The following is a 17,647-nucleotide window of genomic DNA, read 5'->3' on the forward strand; positions in this document are numbered from 1 at the left end:
CAGCAATCTTGTTCCTATCCAAATCAAATTTTGAATCTTTTGTTTTTGTGGTCATAGAGTTCGGAGCATACCCTTTTAAATATCTGAATATGTTGCTTCAAATATCACTTAGCCTGTGTTATTAATATTTATGTTGTATAGAACAACCACTAAAATGCGTATTATTGATTAAAGGAGTAATCTATGGTCCATTTTTTTAAAGGAAAGAAAAGTCAAAAAGCTACCGATAACGAGTTAATAAATCAACTAACTCGATTTAATGATAATTTCAAACAACGTGTTAATGCACAAAGTGATGACACTCAAAGCACAAATTGCTGCGTTAGCTTATTTTCCTGCATCAAATCAACCAGTGCTAAAATCCCTCAGGAATATAAAGATATTGCCAGTTGGCTGACCACGTTAGCTGTAACCGAAGCAAAAGGGAACGTTAATGAAGAGGTTTTGGTTTCAGCTTTATATGCTAGTCTCAGCTATGTTTCTCAAGATGCTGTGGGTAGTGAAGTTCCTGCTCAAATATTAAAAACGCTTATAGAAGAGATTGGAAAACAATTTAATCTTGATTTAACAATTGAACCTGATTATGTTGCATTACAAAATTATTGCACAGAACATAAAATCACTATTCCTGCAGCAATAAATACTATAATTGCCAATAATCAAACCAGCAATGCTCAAATGGCTAAAGCAGTTTGAGCCAGAAAAATCCTATTGCAACAATCACTGCATGGTTTTATGGTAGAAACCATAAGCCCATGCAATGCCGTTCGTCTTTCTTCAAATATGTTGTCGCAGTCCAGCTTTTGAGTGCTTATGATAGATTTATTTGAGGTTAGTTAAATGTTCTGTAAAAGTTAATTAATTTTTACTTTTTAAATAATTGACGATACGAACTCGCGAAACAGAATAGATTCAGAACTGTTATTGAAAATGAGTGTTTAAATGGCGTTTGGTTGTTTTATTAAGGACACAGCCCCATGAAACCGTTCAAAAATAGTCTCATGAACTGATTAAATAGATTTATTTTCCAAGAATATTGCTTACCTTGAACAACATAGACCTCTATTGTCTCTTTAGATGTACAAAATTTTTCTAACTTGTTTGAGATAATTGAATAGTGTTAAATGTATGAAATTGAACTTAAAAATTTGACGTTATGCATTGCGAAGATGATCTCAATTTAACACTCGAGCAAATTAAAGAAGCACAATTTAAGCGTATTGAACGAGTTGTTTGTAGTGGTGGTGGGGCCAAAGGTATCGTTTATCCTGGTTGTTATAAGGCTATGGAGGATACTGGCGTTTTTAAAGGAGTTAAAGAGCTCTCAGGGGCTTCAGCAGGAGCAATAACTTCTACCATGTTGGCATTGGGAATGCCTTCAGCAGTATTTCGCGATAAATTATTGACTACAAATCTCAAAAACCTGATGGGCAGTCGCATTGGCTCTCTATTTGGAACAAATCCTCCCGGTGTTTCAGCTATTACAAGAGATGGTAAGCCATTAGAAGATTTTATCCGTGAAAATATTATTAGTTCCGTTAAAAAAAATATAGCCAGCATAGAGAAAATTGAGGAAATCGCTGCAAGCGATCAAACACTACAAGAATTATTAGCAAAACTTAAAACAAAATTACCTACTATCACCTTTGGTGATTTAGCTCTTCTGAATCACCATTTCCCAAATAAATTTAAAAAGCTCAATATGCCAGCAGTTGAGTTTCCCAATGGGACTATACAAGTCTTTAATAGTACTTTGACACCTGATGTTGAAATTGCACTTGCCTGTCGTGCCTCAGCTTCAATACCAATTATCCTGAAGCCAGTAACAATTATTATTAATGGTGTAGAGAAGCAATTTGTCGATGGCGGACTTTATGACAATTTACCAACAGATTATTTCGATTTACAAGAAGATAGAACTTTTTTAAAAAACACCAAGCCTGAACAAACATTAGTTTTTGCTTTTGGAGAAGGTTTAAATAATAAAACCAATCAAGTATTTCAAGCTCTATATGGCCCACGATTGGATGAACTATTTGAAGATCAATTACTTGAATCATTGATCAGACAATCGATGTCATTAGACCAATACTTTGATCCCGAGGCATGTCAAATTTCTCCAAAAAAAATGGTCGCACAACAAAAAAAGTCTATCGAATCATTCTTGAAGAAGCGAGTCAGTGAGAAGACATTGACTACTCAAGCAGCTAATGCCATTAGGATGGCAATGAACAAAGCAGTAGACAGTCTTTTGCTAAACCCAGATGAAAACCAACTCTTTTGGATGGCTTATCGAGAGGAAAATGATCCAGGAAAACGCTCAGCATTGTTGCTAGATGTTATCAAAAAAAAAATGAAACCTGTACTCTATAACGCAGGTGTAATCGAACAGCTAAAGCGAGATACTCTAGTGCAATTTCTAGGTGGTTTAAATACACCTTATAAAAATACAGTTCAGAAAGAAATTGGTTACCACAAGTTACGTTCTGAATATGCTTTGCGTACAGTGGAGTTACGGGTTGGTGATATTAATACCACGAGTTTTGATGAAGCCACTAAAGCAGCTCGAATTATGGATGCTTTAGGTTACCTTGATACGGTTAATCATATTACAAATCATAACTTGCATGATCCCAATATTTTCAACGAAAAAAAATTTTACGTTGATACTGTAGCTCATTTCAAATCCATTTATCATGCAATCTTTGCAGGATCTGGCAAGGATACTAAACGTGACAAACTGACAGAAAATATCAGAGCTTTGGAATTTGCTTTAAGGAGCAAAGGCAAATCTAAAGAGCAAATTTCTAGACAGGTTTTTCAACTCATAAAAGATAATGTTGAGAGAAACTTAACATCTCCAGAGGCTTTTGCACTCTCACGTGCAGTGGAATATCATAATAAAGCGCTCACCGAAGAAGGGTTATTTAAAGAAACCTATGAAGAAGGATTTAAGCGATGTAAGCATTTTCCTGCATCGAATATAACAGGAAAAACGATTCGTGGATCAAGTTCTCTCCATGAAACTTTAAAAGATAAAGATATGTTTGAGGTATATCTCAATCAACCAGCAGGTGATACCCAGACATGTATGGATAAGGTCTTCGCATCTCTAGAAAATTTGTTTGTTAAACATCCCAATGAACAAGGTATTGTCGAATACAATGTGAGTTTGAAAGCATTTGAAACAGCATTGGCGGCTTTTAATAAAACGCATTCTTCTGTAACAGACCGACAATTCTATGAAAATGGATACAGGTTATTAGTCTATATAAAAAAACTAACTGCTGGTAAACCCCACTTAACGCGACCTAAAAACCTTGCTGAAATTACTACAGTTTTGTCTTGCGCAACTAAAACCATTCAGGAAATAGATAATAAGGATAAAACTGAAAAAAATGTTTCCGAATTAGCTAAATTATCTCAACAAGTTTCGGGAAAAAGCTCAGTATGGAAAAATATAGGCATTGCCTTATTAAGTTTAGCCTGTGCTGCTTTAGTATGCATTGGTATATTAGCAGCTGTTCCTTCAGGCGGCAGTAGCTTGCTTATGGCAACAATTGGTGCAGCTGGGTTAGGTGTAACAACCGCGGCGGGGACTGTCATAACCTCTTCTGCTGTAATAGGAGGAGTCCTCTTTGTACGAGGTAGTGAAAAGGGTCTGGCAAAATCAGTGTCTTTATTTAAATCTGCTGCTTTAGATGAAATGAATAAGGATAATCCAGACGAGTTTTCTTCTGACATCAAACCATCTTTGGGGCGTTAATTTCCTATTGGTTTGACGTTTTTTGGGGTCGGATTAAACAACGCAGATTTGATGCAGACTCAAATTAATATTTCAATGTATTTCTTATGGAAATTTCGGGATAGCATATTGGATTTTTCGGAATATATGCTCTTCCAAGACGACAACCAAATCTAAGATTAAGTTGTTTCATAGTTACAACAGCAATCTGCTAAAAACCTTAAGAAATTATTCAAACTATGTATACCCATTGCAATCCTCTCATTCTTTAACAATAAATTGCCTTAATATTGTCTTGGTAAAATTCAAATAATCAATCTAGGTAAAATGAATTAATCAAGTAGGTCTTATCATAAGCTTATGTTTTGTGAAGTTTCTGCAAGCTTATAGAAACTTCACACCATCCCCAAGAAGAAAAGAATTAACTCACCCAGTGTGTGGCGAATTGCTATTCAAGCAGCTATAGGCAGCTGAAATAATCCCCAACACTTTTCACAACGATAATTTTTCAATAAAACACTCTCTTCTTCATTGATATTTAAAGATATAAAACTTTTAAACTTGCACCTTGATGCAAAAATTGATGATTCATTTTTCAACAAATCTCTGCAAAAAACAATCTATACTAAAATCAGAGGATTAAAAGCTTGGACGTATTTCAAACAAGCTCAAAAGCATTAAAAAAGGTAATGATATGTCTTTTTTTTGTTTCTTAAATAGCTTCAATCATTTTTTAAGTCGAATCGATAAGACAAATGATCAGTCTATAGCCCCATGTGAATTAATAGAACGGCACATGCTCGATTTCGAAAAACAGTTTCAGAAAAATCAAGAAGCAATCTACTATTCCCAAGAACAATTACAAAACTTAATCAATACACGGCTAAGAGCAATATTACTTCATGCAAAATCAAAATCTCCTTGGTATAAAAAAACACTTGCAAAAATCAATGTCGAAAACTTCACTAAAGACCGATTAGAAGAGCTTCCTATTATAAACAAAACTATTTTAATGGAAAATTGGGATGCAATTGTCACCGATCCTAAGCTTTCATTAGCATTAATAGAAAAACATATGAGCAAAAAAAATGATAAGCTCGACACTTTGTATCTAGGGTCCAAGTACCAAGTGGTGGCAACTGGAGGCAGCAGTGGGAAACGAGGCATATTTATTTACGATTGGAATGAATGGATAGCATTCCACACAGCATTTATTCGTTTTCCACTCTATAATCACGAACGCACGCAAATGGTCACTACAAAATTAAATGCTCATTCAAAAACAGTGAGCCTTTTTGTAACAAACACCTCTATTGCCGCCTATTCTTTAGCAAAAACCTTTTGGCGACATCATGAAAATACGTATTTTTTACCCATGGCGGTGACACCATTAAACATAGTCATTACTCGCCTCAATCAAATTCAACCGGATATATTATCCGCAGCTCCTTCATACATTCACAAAGTATGTCAATTAGTTCAAAAAGGACAAATAAAAATTACCCCTAAAATTATTTATGTGGGCGGAGAACCACTTTTTGAACAAACGTTAGCTTTAATCAAGGAAACTTGGCCTAAGGTAGATGTTTTTAATGTCTTTGGCTGTACCGAAGGAATAGTTGGGTTAAATTGCCGAGCTAATACCGATGAAATGCATTTGAACGAGGATCAATGCATTATTGAACCTCTAGATGAACACAATCATCCTGTTGATAAAGAAGTTATGGCAACCAAAGTATATATAACTAATTTATATAATTATACTTTACCACTAATTCGCTATGAAAACTCGGATGAAATTTTATTTTTAAATAAAACCTGTGATTGTGGCATCCAACATCAGCTTATCAAAGCACCTAAAGGTCGACCTGGATGTGATTTTAATTATCCTGGCAATATTTTTGTACATCATTCACTTTTTTTAGGGGCGCTCTTATCAGAAAAAAATCTTCAGGAATATCAGGTCGAACAAACACTAGATGGAGTTAAAATTAAGATTGTAACCACCGGCTATATAAACAAGCATCAATTGCAAGAAAATATCCGCATACGATTAAATAAAGTAAACTTCCCTCATGCTAAAATAGAAGTTATTGAAGTGCCTGAAATTGTCTATTTGTATTCAGGTAAACTCAATCGTTTTATACCATTGAAATCACATCCAGAAACTGAATAATCCCATTCGCTTATTTATATTTTTAAAAAACAAGACACATGTCATTAATCATAGCTATGCATTACAAGGTGAGTATTGCCTCCTCCTGCACCATAGCTAGAAACCCCAGCTAAATACTGTTTTTTTATTTTGGGAAAATCTTGAAATTCAGTAGCAATGTATAGGGGTGAGTTTTCCAACATAAAATCTGGATTTGGAGTTTCAAAATTAATCGAAGGTACAATAGCCTTATTTTTAAGCATAAGTACTGTTTTAATGATTGAAGCCATGCCAGATACAGTACCCGTATGGCCTAGATTACTTATTACCGAGCTTATGGGACAATGATGTTTCTTCGTAACGTCTCTGAGCGCTTTTTTTAGTGCATATATTTCTGTTGCATCACCCAGTTTGGTTGAAGCACCATGCGCTGAAATATAATCAAGATCATTTGGATCAATTCCTGCATTTTTCCAAGCAGCTTGCAAGCAATTATATTGGCCCTGAATTCCTGGCGCCATAAATCCTTCTTTTGAAGAATTACCATCATTACTCATTGCAGATCCAATAATTACCGCATGAATTAGATCATTATCTGCAATTGCATCTTCAAGTCGTTTTAAAACAACTAAGCCAGCACCATTGGAATATAAAGTACCCGATGCAGAACTATCAAAAGGATGGCAATGACCATCAACAGAAAATAATCCGTTTTCTTCATAAAGATAGCCAATTTCTTGGGGTACATCGATTAAGGTCGCTCCTGCAATTGCCATATCACAGTAATGACTATTTAACTCACGACAGCAATGTATTATTGCAGTCAAAGAGGACGAACACGCAGTATATAAATCAATAGAACTTCCTTGAAATCCAAATTGATAAGAAAGATAAGGTGCAATGACTTTTGAATAATATCTTTCTATGGTTTTTTGTGTATCAATTGCTTGATAATATGCCTCCCCTACGAAATGAGATGGTGGTTGATTATGGGCACCAATATAAACCGCTGTATTTTTAATAAAATTATCCGTATGGCTTTTCATCGAACTCAAAGCACGATAAGTTAAATGTGACATCACTTTGCATTGAATGCCTAACAACTCAAAATTTTTAGGGGTTCCAGCAAATGGAGGAGCATCAAAGGATTCTAAATCATCTAATATTCCTCGGTATGGTTTGTAATTGGAGTCAGCAATTAATTGCTCTGAAACACCCGATCGACGTAATTGCTCTGCAGAAAATTGACTAACAGCTTCTTTGCCAAACCTTAATAAATTCCAATACTCTTCAAGAGTGTTAGCTCCAGGTAATTTTACAGCCATACCTACAATGGCAATTTTGTTTGAGTTATTATTTATATTCATAATCTTAAAAGACCTTATTGTACGCTATCTGTATCTTTTAAATATAGGTCATTTTTCGTAATCATTCATGTCCATGCACCGTAAAACTGTATTCAGAACATGCGACTCTTTAAGTTAAATAAAGCTCAGTAACCTCTCCTTATCTATTTTTCCATTTTCTTTTATGGGTAATGCATTTAACCAAATGTAATGTTCTGGAATCATGTAATCTGGGAGCCTGGTTTTTAAAAATGATTTAAGTTCTGCTTTGCTTAGCTCTATTTGTTTGTTATGAGCAATTAGAAATGCGACCATTCGATGATCAAGAGAATCCATTTTTTCACAGACAACTACAGCATCCTGAATACTGGGATGCTCTAACAAATGGTATTGTATTTCACCTAATTCAATACGTATGCCATGTACTTTTACCTGATCATCCTTACGACCTAAAAATAATAATTCCTGTTTTTTACTCCAACAAACTATATCGCCAGTACGATACATTTTTTCTCCAGGCAAGTAAGGATTATCGATGAAAGCGGCCTGGGTAAGTTCTGAATTATTTAAATAACCTTGAGCTAATCCCACTCCAGAAATGAATAATTCTCCGGGTTCAGAACCCGTTGACTTTAACTGCTCATCTAAGACAAAAAATTGGATATTCTGTATGGGCGTGCCAATTGGAATAGTCCGATAACGCTTGAGCTTTTCACAAACAAAATAAGAAACATCTATGGTAACTTCTGTAGGGCCGTATAAATTGACTAAAAGTGTTTTTTGATCTTGAAATATCTGATTAAATAGATTAACACTTCCCGCATCTAATGCCTCTCCACTTGAGAATACATATTTTAAAGAACTTAAGCGATTTATTGAAAAATCCTCTTTAATATAGCTTAAAAAGATACGTAATACGGAAGGAACAAAATGAATAACGTTGATTTTATAATGTTCAATCATTTGAACAAATAGCTTAATATCATGTTCTTTTTGAGGAGGCAACAGAACGACACTGGCTCCAGCAATAGCCCACCAACAGGTCTCCCACACAGAGATATCAAAACAAATATGTGTTTTATGAAATAATACGTCATGGCTTTGCAAGGGAAATGTATTTTGCATCCATAGAATTCGATTAACTAAAGCTTGATGTGAAATCATGACTCCTTTGGGCTTGCCTGTAGTACCTGAGGTATACATCACATAAGCTAAATTTTGTTTTTCTAAAGGTAGGTTTAAATTATGGGATTCTTCATGAGCCACCTCTTCACCAATATCTAATATTTGCAGGTTATCTTTATCATATAATGTAGATATTGCGGTATCATCAACAATAAGAAATTTGATTTGGCTATCGTCGATGATAGTTTGCCTCCTAATTACAGGAGCTAGGGGATCTATCGGTAAATAGGCTCCTCCTGCCTTTAATACAGCAAAGATAGCCACCAGCATTTCAAAAGAACGCATCAATTGAATACCGACAATACCATTTAATGATAGCCCTTTTTTTTGCAGATATCGTGCATATTGATTGGCTTGTTTATTAAAAGCATCATACGAAATTTGACGATCTTCCCAAGAAATAGCGGTATTTTCTGGATATTTCCTGGCTTGTTCTTCGAATAAGCAACAAATTGTTGTGTATTGATCAGAAAGGTTCATAGGATAAAAATTACCTTCTATTCATTGATGCAATGCTTGGCAATGAGGATCTCGTGCATTTGCGAGGTTCCTTCGATAATTTCCATTACCTTGGCATCTCTATAATATCGTTCCACAGAATAAGTTTCCTCAAAGCCAGCCGCACCAAATATTTGCAGTGCATGGTTAGATACAAAAACAACCATTTTTGAGGCAACATATTTTGCCACTAATGTTTCAGTGATGTAGGCTGGATCTTTTTGTTGTCGCAATCCTCCTACATAAAAACAAAATTCTCGGGCTGCTTTAACTTGTACAATCATTTCCGCGATCATTTTTTGAATTAATTGATGCTCATCTAACGTACAATTAAATTGTGTTCTTTGTTGCACATAGCTTCGAGCAGCATCCAAGCATGCTTGGCCTAAACCAACACACCCATATGCGGTTGTATAACGCCCTTCATCTAATGCAGTTTGGGCCACATAAGTAAAACCCATACCAATAGAGCCTAATAGATTTGCCTTAGGAATACGGCAATTATCAAAAAAGAGCTCTGCCAGCATATTAGAGCGCAAACCTAAAAAATTAGACATTGGTGAAATAATTAATCCTGGCGTATTTTTTTCAACTAAAACTACAGTGGGTTGTCCTTGATAGTTTGCTAAAACTAAAAACAAGTCTGCTATTTGTCCTAAAGTGATGTATTTTTTATTCCCCGTAAGAATAAGCTCTTCATTTTTATCCAATAATTGAGTTTCAACATGCTCCAAATCACTACCAATATTCGTTTCTGTTAATGCTAACGCTGCTAAAATTTTTCCTGATGCAATCTGAGGCAACCAGGTTTGCTTCTGTTCTTGCGAACCGAACTGCAAGAGAGATTTACTCACCATGCCCAATACAGTTAAAATATTTGCCAAAGAGCATAGTTCTTTCGCAAATGCCTCATGCATGAGGCCTAGGGTCAATTCATCCCATTGTTGCCCACCAAATTGTTTAGGAATACCTGCACCTAAAAAACCATTTTGGGCTAATGTATCAAAAAAATCCCGTGGAATTTTTTGTTCTTTATCAAAGATTTTCACCTGGGGCTGAAGATAATGTTCTATGAATTGATTAAAGAACTGCCGTTGTTTTACATATAGCGGTTGATAATGGGGCAAATTTTCTCTCCTTATTCATATTGATAAAATCCTCTTTGTGTTTTTTGTCCAAGAAGCCCTGCATCAACCATATTTTTTAACAACCAGCATGGCCGATATTTAGGATCGTTCAACTCTGAATAGATTGACTCTAAAGAATAGAGAACCGTATCCAAACCAATTAAATCGGCCGTATGCAATGGACCCATTTTATGCCCAAAACATTGTTTAAATAAAATATCAATGTCTTCGATTGATGCGATATTTTCCTGTACCATAAAAATGGCTTCATTAATAAAAATCATCATCGCTCGATTACTTACAAAACCCACAGAATCCTTTACAACAATCATTTTTTTATGTACTTGTTCAAGTAATGCTCTGGTTTTTTCTATGGTCAAATCGTCGGTATGATATCCTTTAATCACCTCAACCATGGGCATGAGGGGGGCTGGATTCATAAAGTGTGTTCCTATAACGCGTTGAGGGTGTTCCACAAGCGAAGCGATTTTAGTAATAGATATAGAAGAAGTATTTACTCCAAAAATACACGTTGAACTGCACTGTTTGTTTAAGAGCTGATATAACGCTTTTTTCTGTTCCCAATTTTCAGGAATATTTTCAATAATGTATTCGGCTTGATTGAGTTCATCGAGTTTTGTGGTGAAAGAAATTGAGGCCAATATTGTTTCAAGAGAATGTTTAGACGATAAAGTCTGGGTTAACAACAAATAATGTAAATTTTTAGCGATCGCTGTTTTTGCTTTATCTAATTGGGATTGCTGATTATCAATTAAAGTAACATAAAATCCGCATTGTGCGAAAAGCTGTGCAATCCCTGTTCCCATTGTCCCAGCACCGAGAAGAGTCAGTATTTTTTGTGCCATATTATATGTCCATTACTCTATGCATTAGATAGCCAAAATTTATCACAATTATTTGTGACTCAATTGCAGCTTACGAGAAATAAAGTCTGCAATTGCATCAATACTTGTTAACTGATTTGGCTCAAACTCACCAACCTCAAGATCAATTTTAAATTTCTTTTCTATAAAAACTAATAATTGAATAAAAAATAAAGAGTGCGTTGCACCTGTCTCAAAAATATTATCCGAATAACCAATATCTTTAATCCTAAAAGAATTGAGTAAAAATAATTTTATTTCTTTTTTAATGTGCTCAATATCCATCAGATCATCCTATTTGATAAGGTATCTTAATTATCTAAAAAAAGCAGTTGTCTTCCACTACAAATGTCAACTGATTTTTAGCATAAACAGCTCTTGATAGTGTTCTCAGTGAAGCCCAATGCTATCGTTTTTTACACTCATTGAAAAATGAAATTATAATTAGATATTATTTGATTATATTTAATATTTTTTTGAATAAGCAAGAAACTTGATGCGTATATTGAAGAAATTTTACTACGTATTGATGCTGTATTATTAATTAAATTTTCGCTACTAAGAAAATATTTTTTTAAAACCGTACATTTTAACAAAATTATAAAAGACCATTTTAAAAGTCAATGTGGGGAATTTGCATATTTAAGTACAACATTGTTATACATCGTAGGATGTTTGTAGTAATTCTAAGCAATATAATTTATAATAAAACCAATAAATTATTTTTAAACTAAGTGACTGAAAATCTTCGTGTCTACAGTTCGATTCTGCCGCTGGCCCCCATGAGAATCAAGCAATTACGTTGCTTTTAGCAAAATCCGAAATTTTGAGTTAAAAATTTGTTAAACAGAGGTCAATATGATTCCGATTATTATAGACAGAAAAATGAATAGAACCCTTAATATTGATGTAGGTGATTTTAAGGGTGATGTTGACGAGGTCAAAGCCCAATTACAAGCTTATGCCGATAAAAATAAAATTGAGTTTTCAGGATTTCGTGGTTATGGCACTTTGACTGTGAATGGTGTTAAACATAACATAACTCCTTATGGTATTGACATCCCTATGATGTTAGAATTTTTTGGATTCCCAAACTCTACTCTATCAAACAGAATATAATCTATAAAAGCGCTGTACTCATGGTCAGAAAGGTAGTTGTGTGATCAAGTTTCAAATGATTTAATTTTTAAGCCTCGAAACAAACTAACCCTATACCTAATAATTTGCGCTTTTAACTCGTTATAAATACTCATCTGAATGCCTTTCCCTGAAGCTTGCTTTGTTCAAAGTTACTTACCTATTTATTGCCATAAATTTACTCTGCTTCCCGCATTACACTCTGCTAATGCGTGCTTACTGCAATCCCTCTTTTTATTTATTTGAGAGGTCAAAAAATGGCAGATAAATATGCTTGATTATTTTATTTTTAACTATACTCAAATTTGTCAACTCTTAGTCTGAAGGAACATTTAACAAAACAAGGAGAGTATATTATGCCTACTAATCTGGATTTAACAAAGTTAGGCAGCCCTAGTGCTTTAAGTCTTTTGGCCAACTCTGAAACAATACCTTCATTGGTTACTGCTGGTGCTGTTTTAGCGGTCACTGCAGCTTTTTTCACTTATTCTGAATACAAAAATTACCAAGAAAAAAAACATAAAAAGGAAATTGAAAATGTCAACGAACTTTACTCACTCCATTTAAAACAAATGATTGTCCCTAGCCAAGGAAAAATTCATGGCTTTCCACCAATTTTTCAATTAGTAGACAATAAATATCATTCCATGCATTTTACGTCACAACAAGTTAAAGATATTGGTTCTGACGTCATTCACGGAACAGATATTGCTCTGTCTAATTATCGTGAATCAGTACGGGCCACTATAAAAAAATTACAAGAATACTATTTTTCTCGAAAAAATGGAAAAAAAGTTAAATCAGATGATATCGGTGCGGGAGTTTTATCCTATTTAATGTATATGCTGGACACGAAGTGTCTTAATTTTCTTGGGTACGAATATGATATAGCTTATTTAGATGCGATCTGCAAATTCATTAATGCATATGCATCACAACATGGGGAAAAAAGCCAACGTTTTAGTCGATTATCTCCTGTATATATGCATTTATTAAAAGCCAAGCAAAAACTTGAAAAGCATAAAGAAGTGCTGTCCTTAGAAGAAACTGTTGCTGAATTAAAAGACAGTTGTATTAATTACAGTGATATCCTGATTCGCACACTTGTTAAAATGGTTGTCAAAGATTCAGATACTGACTTGGCAGATACTGTCGCTCATAATGAGCTAAAAGAAGGAGTACTACGCCAACATTATATCCGTTCTGAAATCCTTGAAATTGAATTATGTGCGGACACCCAAATAAATATTCCTGATTCAATTTTTAAGGACTGGATAAAAAAACTGTCAACTTATTATTTACATTCGTTAAGTACGGAATTAGAAAATGAGAAAGAACAGTTCGATTCACCTGATGATTTTTTTATAATTCTTAATCTTGCTAATCAACTGCTAGGAAAAAAATTATCAAGAAACTCTAAAGAGCAAGTTAAAATTGAAAATGAGTTAAAACGTATTCGTAAGGTATTTAAAGAGAGTGGAAACTTTATTAGCACTCGATTTAATAAAACAACTAAAAAATTTGAAATTGTTAGCGATCCCTTAAGTCTTGTCGAACGCTCACTGATTATGGGTAAAATAGCCAAAATAGCTCATGAGTTAGTTTCATTGCAATATTTAAGTGCTTTTTTGTTGAAAAGCATTCAATTACTTGGTGATATTTATGTCAATAATCCAGAGCACTTCTGTCAAATTTTTCATGTCCTAGAACGTTTATGTACTCTTATTCAAGAGGATTCCCTAGCAGCCAAAAAAGCATTTATGGAGCTACAACAAGGTAATGACAACAACATGCAACTCGAAGAAAAAGAGAGATTCCCCAATACTGTAAGAGACATATTAGAGTCCATTTATGGAGAAATTAAAAATTTTGGTGAGCAAATTAAAGAATCTCGGCAAATAGCCATTAAAACAATTCAAACTCGTACTGTTAAATCAGTGAAATATGAAATGCTAGGTATTGCAAATGGCATATCTCAGATATATTTTGGTGATACCATCACAACCAATAATGAAGAAAAGACATTCCCATCAGCCCCCTCTGAAATACCAGAAAATAATGAACTCGATCTTCCAGCGCAACCAATAAATACTGAACAAGAAAACAAGGATAGTCTGATTGACTCATTAAATAAATTGTCTTCATCTCTTTTTAAAAGTGTTTGGGAAATACAAAAGTATGATTTTTTTCGTTCCAAAAGCTATTTTCTAATGTACGATGCTCTGAGCGTAATGAAAAATAAGTCATTGATGCTGCTTCAGGAAAATTCAAGTGTTAATGAGCGTCGCGATAAAGCAGAAAAAACACTAGCCTTGACTGTTTTTTTATTTAACGAAACTATTGCGTTTTTAAATAAATCAACAACGGAAAGACAAAGTTTTTCTGCTAACTTCTATAATCTCATTCATGATAAATTGAATAATCAAGAAAATAATAACTTTATTGACAGACACAATAATAAGGTATCGCGCTTTATATACACACATATTTGCAGCTATGGAATTTTTAAAACAGATACACGTAAGAAACTAGATATTTTTGAGGATTTATGTAAAAAAACGTCATTAACTTAATACTGACGAGTTTGCAACGTAGCCACTACTGGCACACCTTGTAAGTAACTTCATTTGTTTTTTTTATGGACATGATGATGTTAACCTTGACACCAATATATCATCATGATTTTAACATGCCCAGGTATCTGCCTTGGCATCATCGGCTGGATTTTTAACATAAGGATGGTACCGGCCTTAAGTCCGACAAAGACAGGAGACATAAAGTGTATAATGCAAAATTTTTTGAAAAACCTATTAATTATGTTAACGATAATTTTCAGAAAAATTTAAGTGCGGCGATTAATATTATTAAACAAAACCAATCAGTTCTTGCAAAAAAAATCTTAGATGCTATTAACTCCAAAAAGATCATAATCCATTCATTTTTTAATGTGACTGAAGAGCATTTTTTTAAAATTAGAAATGATATAAAGAAGGAATATGGGGAAGTTCTACCGGAAAACTTTCCACCTGATATGTCAACTATACGAGAAATTGAATCTAAATTGGAAGGTATTATTTATGATGACAAAGTCATTTATATTAGCTCAAAAAAGAATCCTCAAAATATGGCAAATACTTTAGTTCATGAAATTTGCCACTTTCTGAATGCTGGTATGTATATCAAGGAGAAAAAAATTAATCCCACTAATCTTGTGGGTTATTGTGATGAAGTAAGAGCCCATACAGGAGAAAAGATCTTTGAAAGAAATGGAAAGTGTTTGAGGAGAAGCGATATAAAACAAATTCATAAACAAGTTACGGAGTTATACCCCGAATTTTTAGTGTCTTATGAAGATGCATTAGAATTAGGATATATTTACTCTAGTTATGATGGGCCTACAGATAGGATATTGCAGCCATTGTCTCTCTAGGATAGTCATTGTTGCGTCAGTTTCGCATCCAGCAGAAAAATAGTGCGTAGTAATTTGTTCTGAACGACGGTCTAATAGATCAGCAAGCATATGCACACAAAATTATGATGTTTTTTTCATTCAAACCAAGCATAAATTATGTCAGTTTGAATAATTTTCACAATATGCTTATTTGGTATTAATAAAAATTATCCGCTGCTTTCTTAATTATATCGGTTGAAATAACTACTCCAACGAAATTACATTGGTTAATAATAGAAGTTGCAGCATTCCCATTATATAAATCTAAGTCTTCTAAATAATTTTGTTGATAATGTGCTGGAGCGCGTCTGAACACTCCAGCTGTTATAAAATTATTCAGAAGAGCTAAGAACCATTACATCATTGATTTCTCACCACAACTTCACTCGTCTCATTGGATTTAAATACCTTGAGCAAATTATTAGCCGATGAATCATCGTGATTAGATCTTACATATTTTCCATTGACCTGGTGAAAACTCGATACATAAATTTTGCCATTCTGCATCAATCTAGCCAATTCTTGAGCACGGAATTTTCGCCTGTCGTCAAGTTCAAAAATTACGAAACGTCGTAATTTGTGAGAATATTCAGCTGAGCGCATCCGTGCCATCATCGAAGTAATAATGACCTGAGCAAACAAGACCATGTTGCCATTCACTACTAAAGCTGAATCAGGAGTACCATCAACAGATAGTTCGCCGGCTGGGGTTGAATCATCAAGAGAATCAGCAAGTAAGCTGAGTTGAGCACCTAGGCCGGAACCCAAGCTGTCCCGGAGAACATTAGGGGCATTGTCAAGTTCCACACCGCTGTTCCAAACTTTTTGTACAAGTGTTAACCACAAAAGAATCCCTAGAGCAGTTAGACTTCCTACTCCAGTGAAGAGAAGTGCAGACGCTCCAACGGTTATTACCCATCTCAACGCTCCATAGAAAATCTCATCGCTGTCATCAACATCTACATCAATTCCGGATGTATCCATCGTCATGCCTGTTGTACCACGGATCAACACCGGAATAGCCACACCATCAAAGTCGATATCAACATCGGGAGCCACATCTATAACAGGTGTATCAATTGCTCGAATCACATGCCCCGTTATTTGAATTCCATTATCAGCCATCGACATTGACAAGGAAGTTATCTTAGCACTGTCGACTTCCTGGCCTATTTTGGCAGCGGCGCCTCTCTCCAAAACCATGTCTAGGAAATTCCTGTTATATGCTATTGCAAGTCCGGTTCGTGGTGCGACAAAACTTTCTGTTATTGTTAATGCTGCAGACATTGTTGGTGGACTGGCTGATACTACGAAGGCATCGACACTGTCAGAGCCAGCAGGTGTTAAGGTAATCTCAACATCCCATTCAGAAGCTTCTGGTTTGGTATTGGGATCGATGAATCTTGTGTTATTCAGACCCTCCACAAGGCTATCAGCGATCGGTAGTCGTGTATTTGTCAGTATATCCTGCACCTCAGAACTATTCATGAAATTGTCGATATCACTTGCAATTTCAGCAGGGGAAGGAGTTCCGTCAATTCCATCATAGCGAAAGCCGATCTCCGCAACTGGATCAGCATCTACCAAGATGACTGTTAACTTTGCTGCTGCCTCAAGAGGAACAGTCAATGGAGGTGCATTGGGGTCGGAAGCTGGTCGTATTTCGATCGTCCCCAAAATACGTAATATACTTCGGGGAGAATCGGGGCCCTGAGTTATCATTACAAACTCTAATGGATCGAGAAGAACGGTAATATGAGATGGTTGTCCTCCAATATCCCGGTCAAATTCCAGATGGTCCGGTAATCGGCCAAGTCGGGTTAACTCACGAAGAAAATCAGTAATTACACTAAAAGAAATTCCGACCGCAGCATCCGCGTTTCCTAAATCAATATTCATGATAATCTCCCTATTTGAAATATTTCATGCTATTAGGACGCTATTCCATTAATTTGCCATTGCTTCACTTCATTAATATTCCATTTCTGAATAGCAAGCAACGGTTTGATATTTAGTGGATAAACATTGAGAAATCTGTGCAAATTATTCCAGAATCTCTCGTAATTATAGCCCGTTTTTTTATAAATAGCCCAAGGAAACTATCATTTTCAAATGGTTG

General features: G+C 34.9%; 12 protein-coding genes. 6 read left to right on the forward strand and 6 right to left on the reverse strand.

The annotated features are described in order from the left end of the window. Nucleotides 1-183 precede the first annotated feature (183 nt). From Lsan_RS20785 to Lsan_RS20795, 3 genes are all read left to right on the forward strand, one after another. Entirely contained in the window at nucleotides 184-696 is a 513-nt protein-coding gene (locus Lsan_RS20785) for a hypothetical protein (protein ID WP_058516000.1), read from the forward strand. Nucleotides 697-1,156: 460 nt separating this feature from the next. Beyond that, on the forward strand, nucleotides 1,157-3,766 hold the full coding sequence (locus tag Lsan_RS20790) for a patatin-like phospholipase family protein (RefSeq protein ID WP_058516001.1): 2,610 nt from the start codon (nucleotides 1,157-1,159) through the stop codon (nucleotides 3,764-3,766). Nucleotides 3,767-4,439: 673 nt separating this feature from the next. Next, a complete protein-coding gene (locus tag Lsan_RS20795) occupies nucleotides 4,440-5,921 on the forward strand; it encodes a phenylacetate--CoA ligase family protein (protein ID WP_058516002.1) in 1,482 nt (493 codons plus the stop codon). Between the two features lie 44 nt (nucleotides 5,922-5,965). Here the strand turns inward: Lsan_RS20795 and Lsan_RS20800 are convergent, their stop codons facing one another. The 5 genes from Lsan_RS20800 to Lsan_RS20820 all read right to left on the reverse strand — a co-directional run bounded on the left by Lsan_RS20800 (nucleotide 5,966) and on the right by Lsan_RS20820 (nucleotide 11,225). Continuing rightward, on the reverse strand, nucleotides 5,966-7,267 hold the full coding sequence (locus tag Lsan_RS20800; RefSeq protein ID WP_058516003.1) for a beta-ketoacyl synthase N-terminal-like domain-containing protein: 1,302 nt from the start codon (nucleotides 7,265-7,267) through the stop codon (nucleotides 5,966-5,968). Nucleotides 7,268-7,381: 114 nt separating this feature from the next. Further along, a complete protein-coding gene (locus Lsan_RS20805; protein ID WP_058516004.1) occupies nucleotides 7,382-8,911 on the reverse strand; it encodes an amino acid adenylation domain-containing protein in 1,530 nt (509 codons plus the stop codon). A 17-nt stretch (nucleotides 8,912-8,928) separates the two neighbouring features. Continuing rightward, nucleotides 8,929-10,056, reverse strand: a complete 1,128-nt coding sequence (locus tag Lsan_RS20810; protein ID WP_058516005.1) for an acyl-CoA dehydrogenase family protein — start codon at nucleotides 10,054-10,056, stop codon at nucleotides 8,929-8,931. Between the two features lie 11 nt (nucleotides 10,057-10,067). Further along, nucleotides 10,068-10,922, reverse strand: a complete 855-nt coding sequence (locus Lsan_RS20815) for a 3-hydroxyacyl-CoA dehydrogenase family protein (protein WP_058516006.1) — start codon at nucleotides 10,920-10,922, stop codon at nucleotides 10,068-10,070. Nucleotides 10,923-10,970: 48 nt separating this feature from the next. Next, nucleotides 10,971-11,225, reverse strand: coding sequence for an acyl carrier protein (locus tag Lsan_RS20820; RefSeq protein WP_058516007.1), 255 nt, complete (start codon nucleotides 11,223-11,225; stop codon nucleotides 10,971-10,973). A gap of 600 nt (nucleotides 11,226-11,825) precedes the next feature. Here Lsan_RS20820 and Lsan_RS20825 point away from each other — a divergent pair. From Lsan_RS20825 to Lsan_RS20835, 3 genes are all read left to right on the forward strand, one after another. Then, on the forward strand, nucleotides 11,826-12,059 hold the full coding sequence (locus tag Lsan_RS20825) for a hypothetical protein (RefSeq protein ID WP_133134236.1): 234 nt from the start codon (nucleotides 11,826-11,828) through the stop codon (nucleotides 12,057-12,059). A 374-nt stretch (nucleotides 12,060-12,433) separates the two neighbouring features. After that, the gene (locus tag Lsan_RS20830) at nucleotides 12,434-14,650 is read left to right on the forward strand and encodes a hypothetical protein (protein WP_058516009.1); all 2,217 of its coding nucleotides are present in this window, start codon (nucleotides 12,434-12,436) and stop codon (nucleotides 14,648-14,650) included. Between the two features lie 206 nt (nucleotides 14,651-14,856). Further along, nucleotides 14,857-15,507, forward strand: a complete 651-nt coding sequence (locus Lsan_RS20835) for a hypothetical protein (RefSeq protein ID WP_058516010.1) — start codon at nucleotides 14,857-14,859, stop codon at nucleotides 15,505-15,507. 381 nt (nucleotides 15,508-15,888) lie between these two features. On the opposite strand, the gene Lsan_RS20840 is transcribed toward Lsan_RS20835, so the two are convergent. Further along, on the reverse strand, nucleotides 15,889-17,427 hold the full coding sequence (locus tag Lsan_RS20840) for a hypothetical protein (RefSeq protein WP_058516011.1): 1,539 nt from the start codon (nucleotides 17,425-17,427) through the stop codon (nucleotides 15,889-15,891). Nucleotides 17,428-17,647: the final 220 nt, after the last annotated feature.

It is taken from the genome of Legionella santicrucis (assembly GCF_001468135.1).
GTDB classification, from domain to species: domain Bacteria; phylum Pseudomonadota; class Gammaproteobacteria; order Legionellales; family Legionellaceae; genus Legionella; species Legionella santicrucis.

Coding starts and splice junctions, on each gene's coding strand:
- Lsan_RS20785 (WP_058516000.1), top strand. CDS start 184: ATGGTCCATTTTTTTAAAGGAAAGAAAAGTCAAAAAGCTACCGATAAC.
- Lsan_RS20790 (WP_058516001.1), top strand. CDS start 1,157: ATGCATTGCGAAGATGATCTCAATTTAACACTCGAGCAAATTAAAGAA.
- Lsan_RS20795 (WP_058516002.1), top strand. CDS start 4,440: ATGTCTTTTTTTTGTTTCTTAAATAGCTTCAATCATTTTTTAAGTCGA.
- Lsan_RS20800 (WP_058516003.1), bottom strand. CDS start 7,267: ATGAATATAAATAATAACTCAAACAAAATTGCCATTGTAGGTATGGCT.
- Lsan_RS20805 (WP_058516004.1), bottom strand. CDS start 8,911: ATGAACCTTTCTGATCAATACACAACAATTTGTTGCTTATTCGAAGAA.
- Lsan_RS20815 (WP_058516006.1), bottom strand. CDS start 10,922: ATGGCACAAAAAATACTGACTCTTCTCGGTGCTGGGACAATGGGAACA.
- Lsan_RS20820 (WP_058516007.1), bottom strand. CDS start 11,225: ATGGATATTGAGCACATTAAAAAAGAAATAAAATTATTTTTACTCAAT.
- Lsan_RS20825 (WP_133134236.1), top strand. CDS start 11,826: ATGAATAGAACCCTTAATATTGATGTAGGTGATTTTAAGGGTGATGTT.
- Lsan_RS20830 (WP_058516009.1), top strand. CDS start 12,434: ATGCCTACTAATCTGGATTTAACAAAGTTAGGCAGCCCTAGTGCTTTA.
- Lsan_RS20840 (WP_058516011.1), bottom strand. CDS start 17,427: ATGAATATTGATTTAGGAAACGCGGATGCTGCGGTCGGAATTTCTTTT.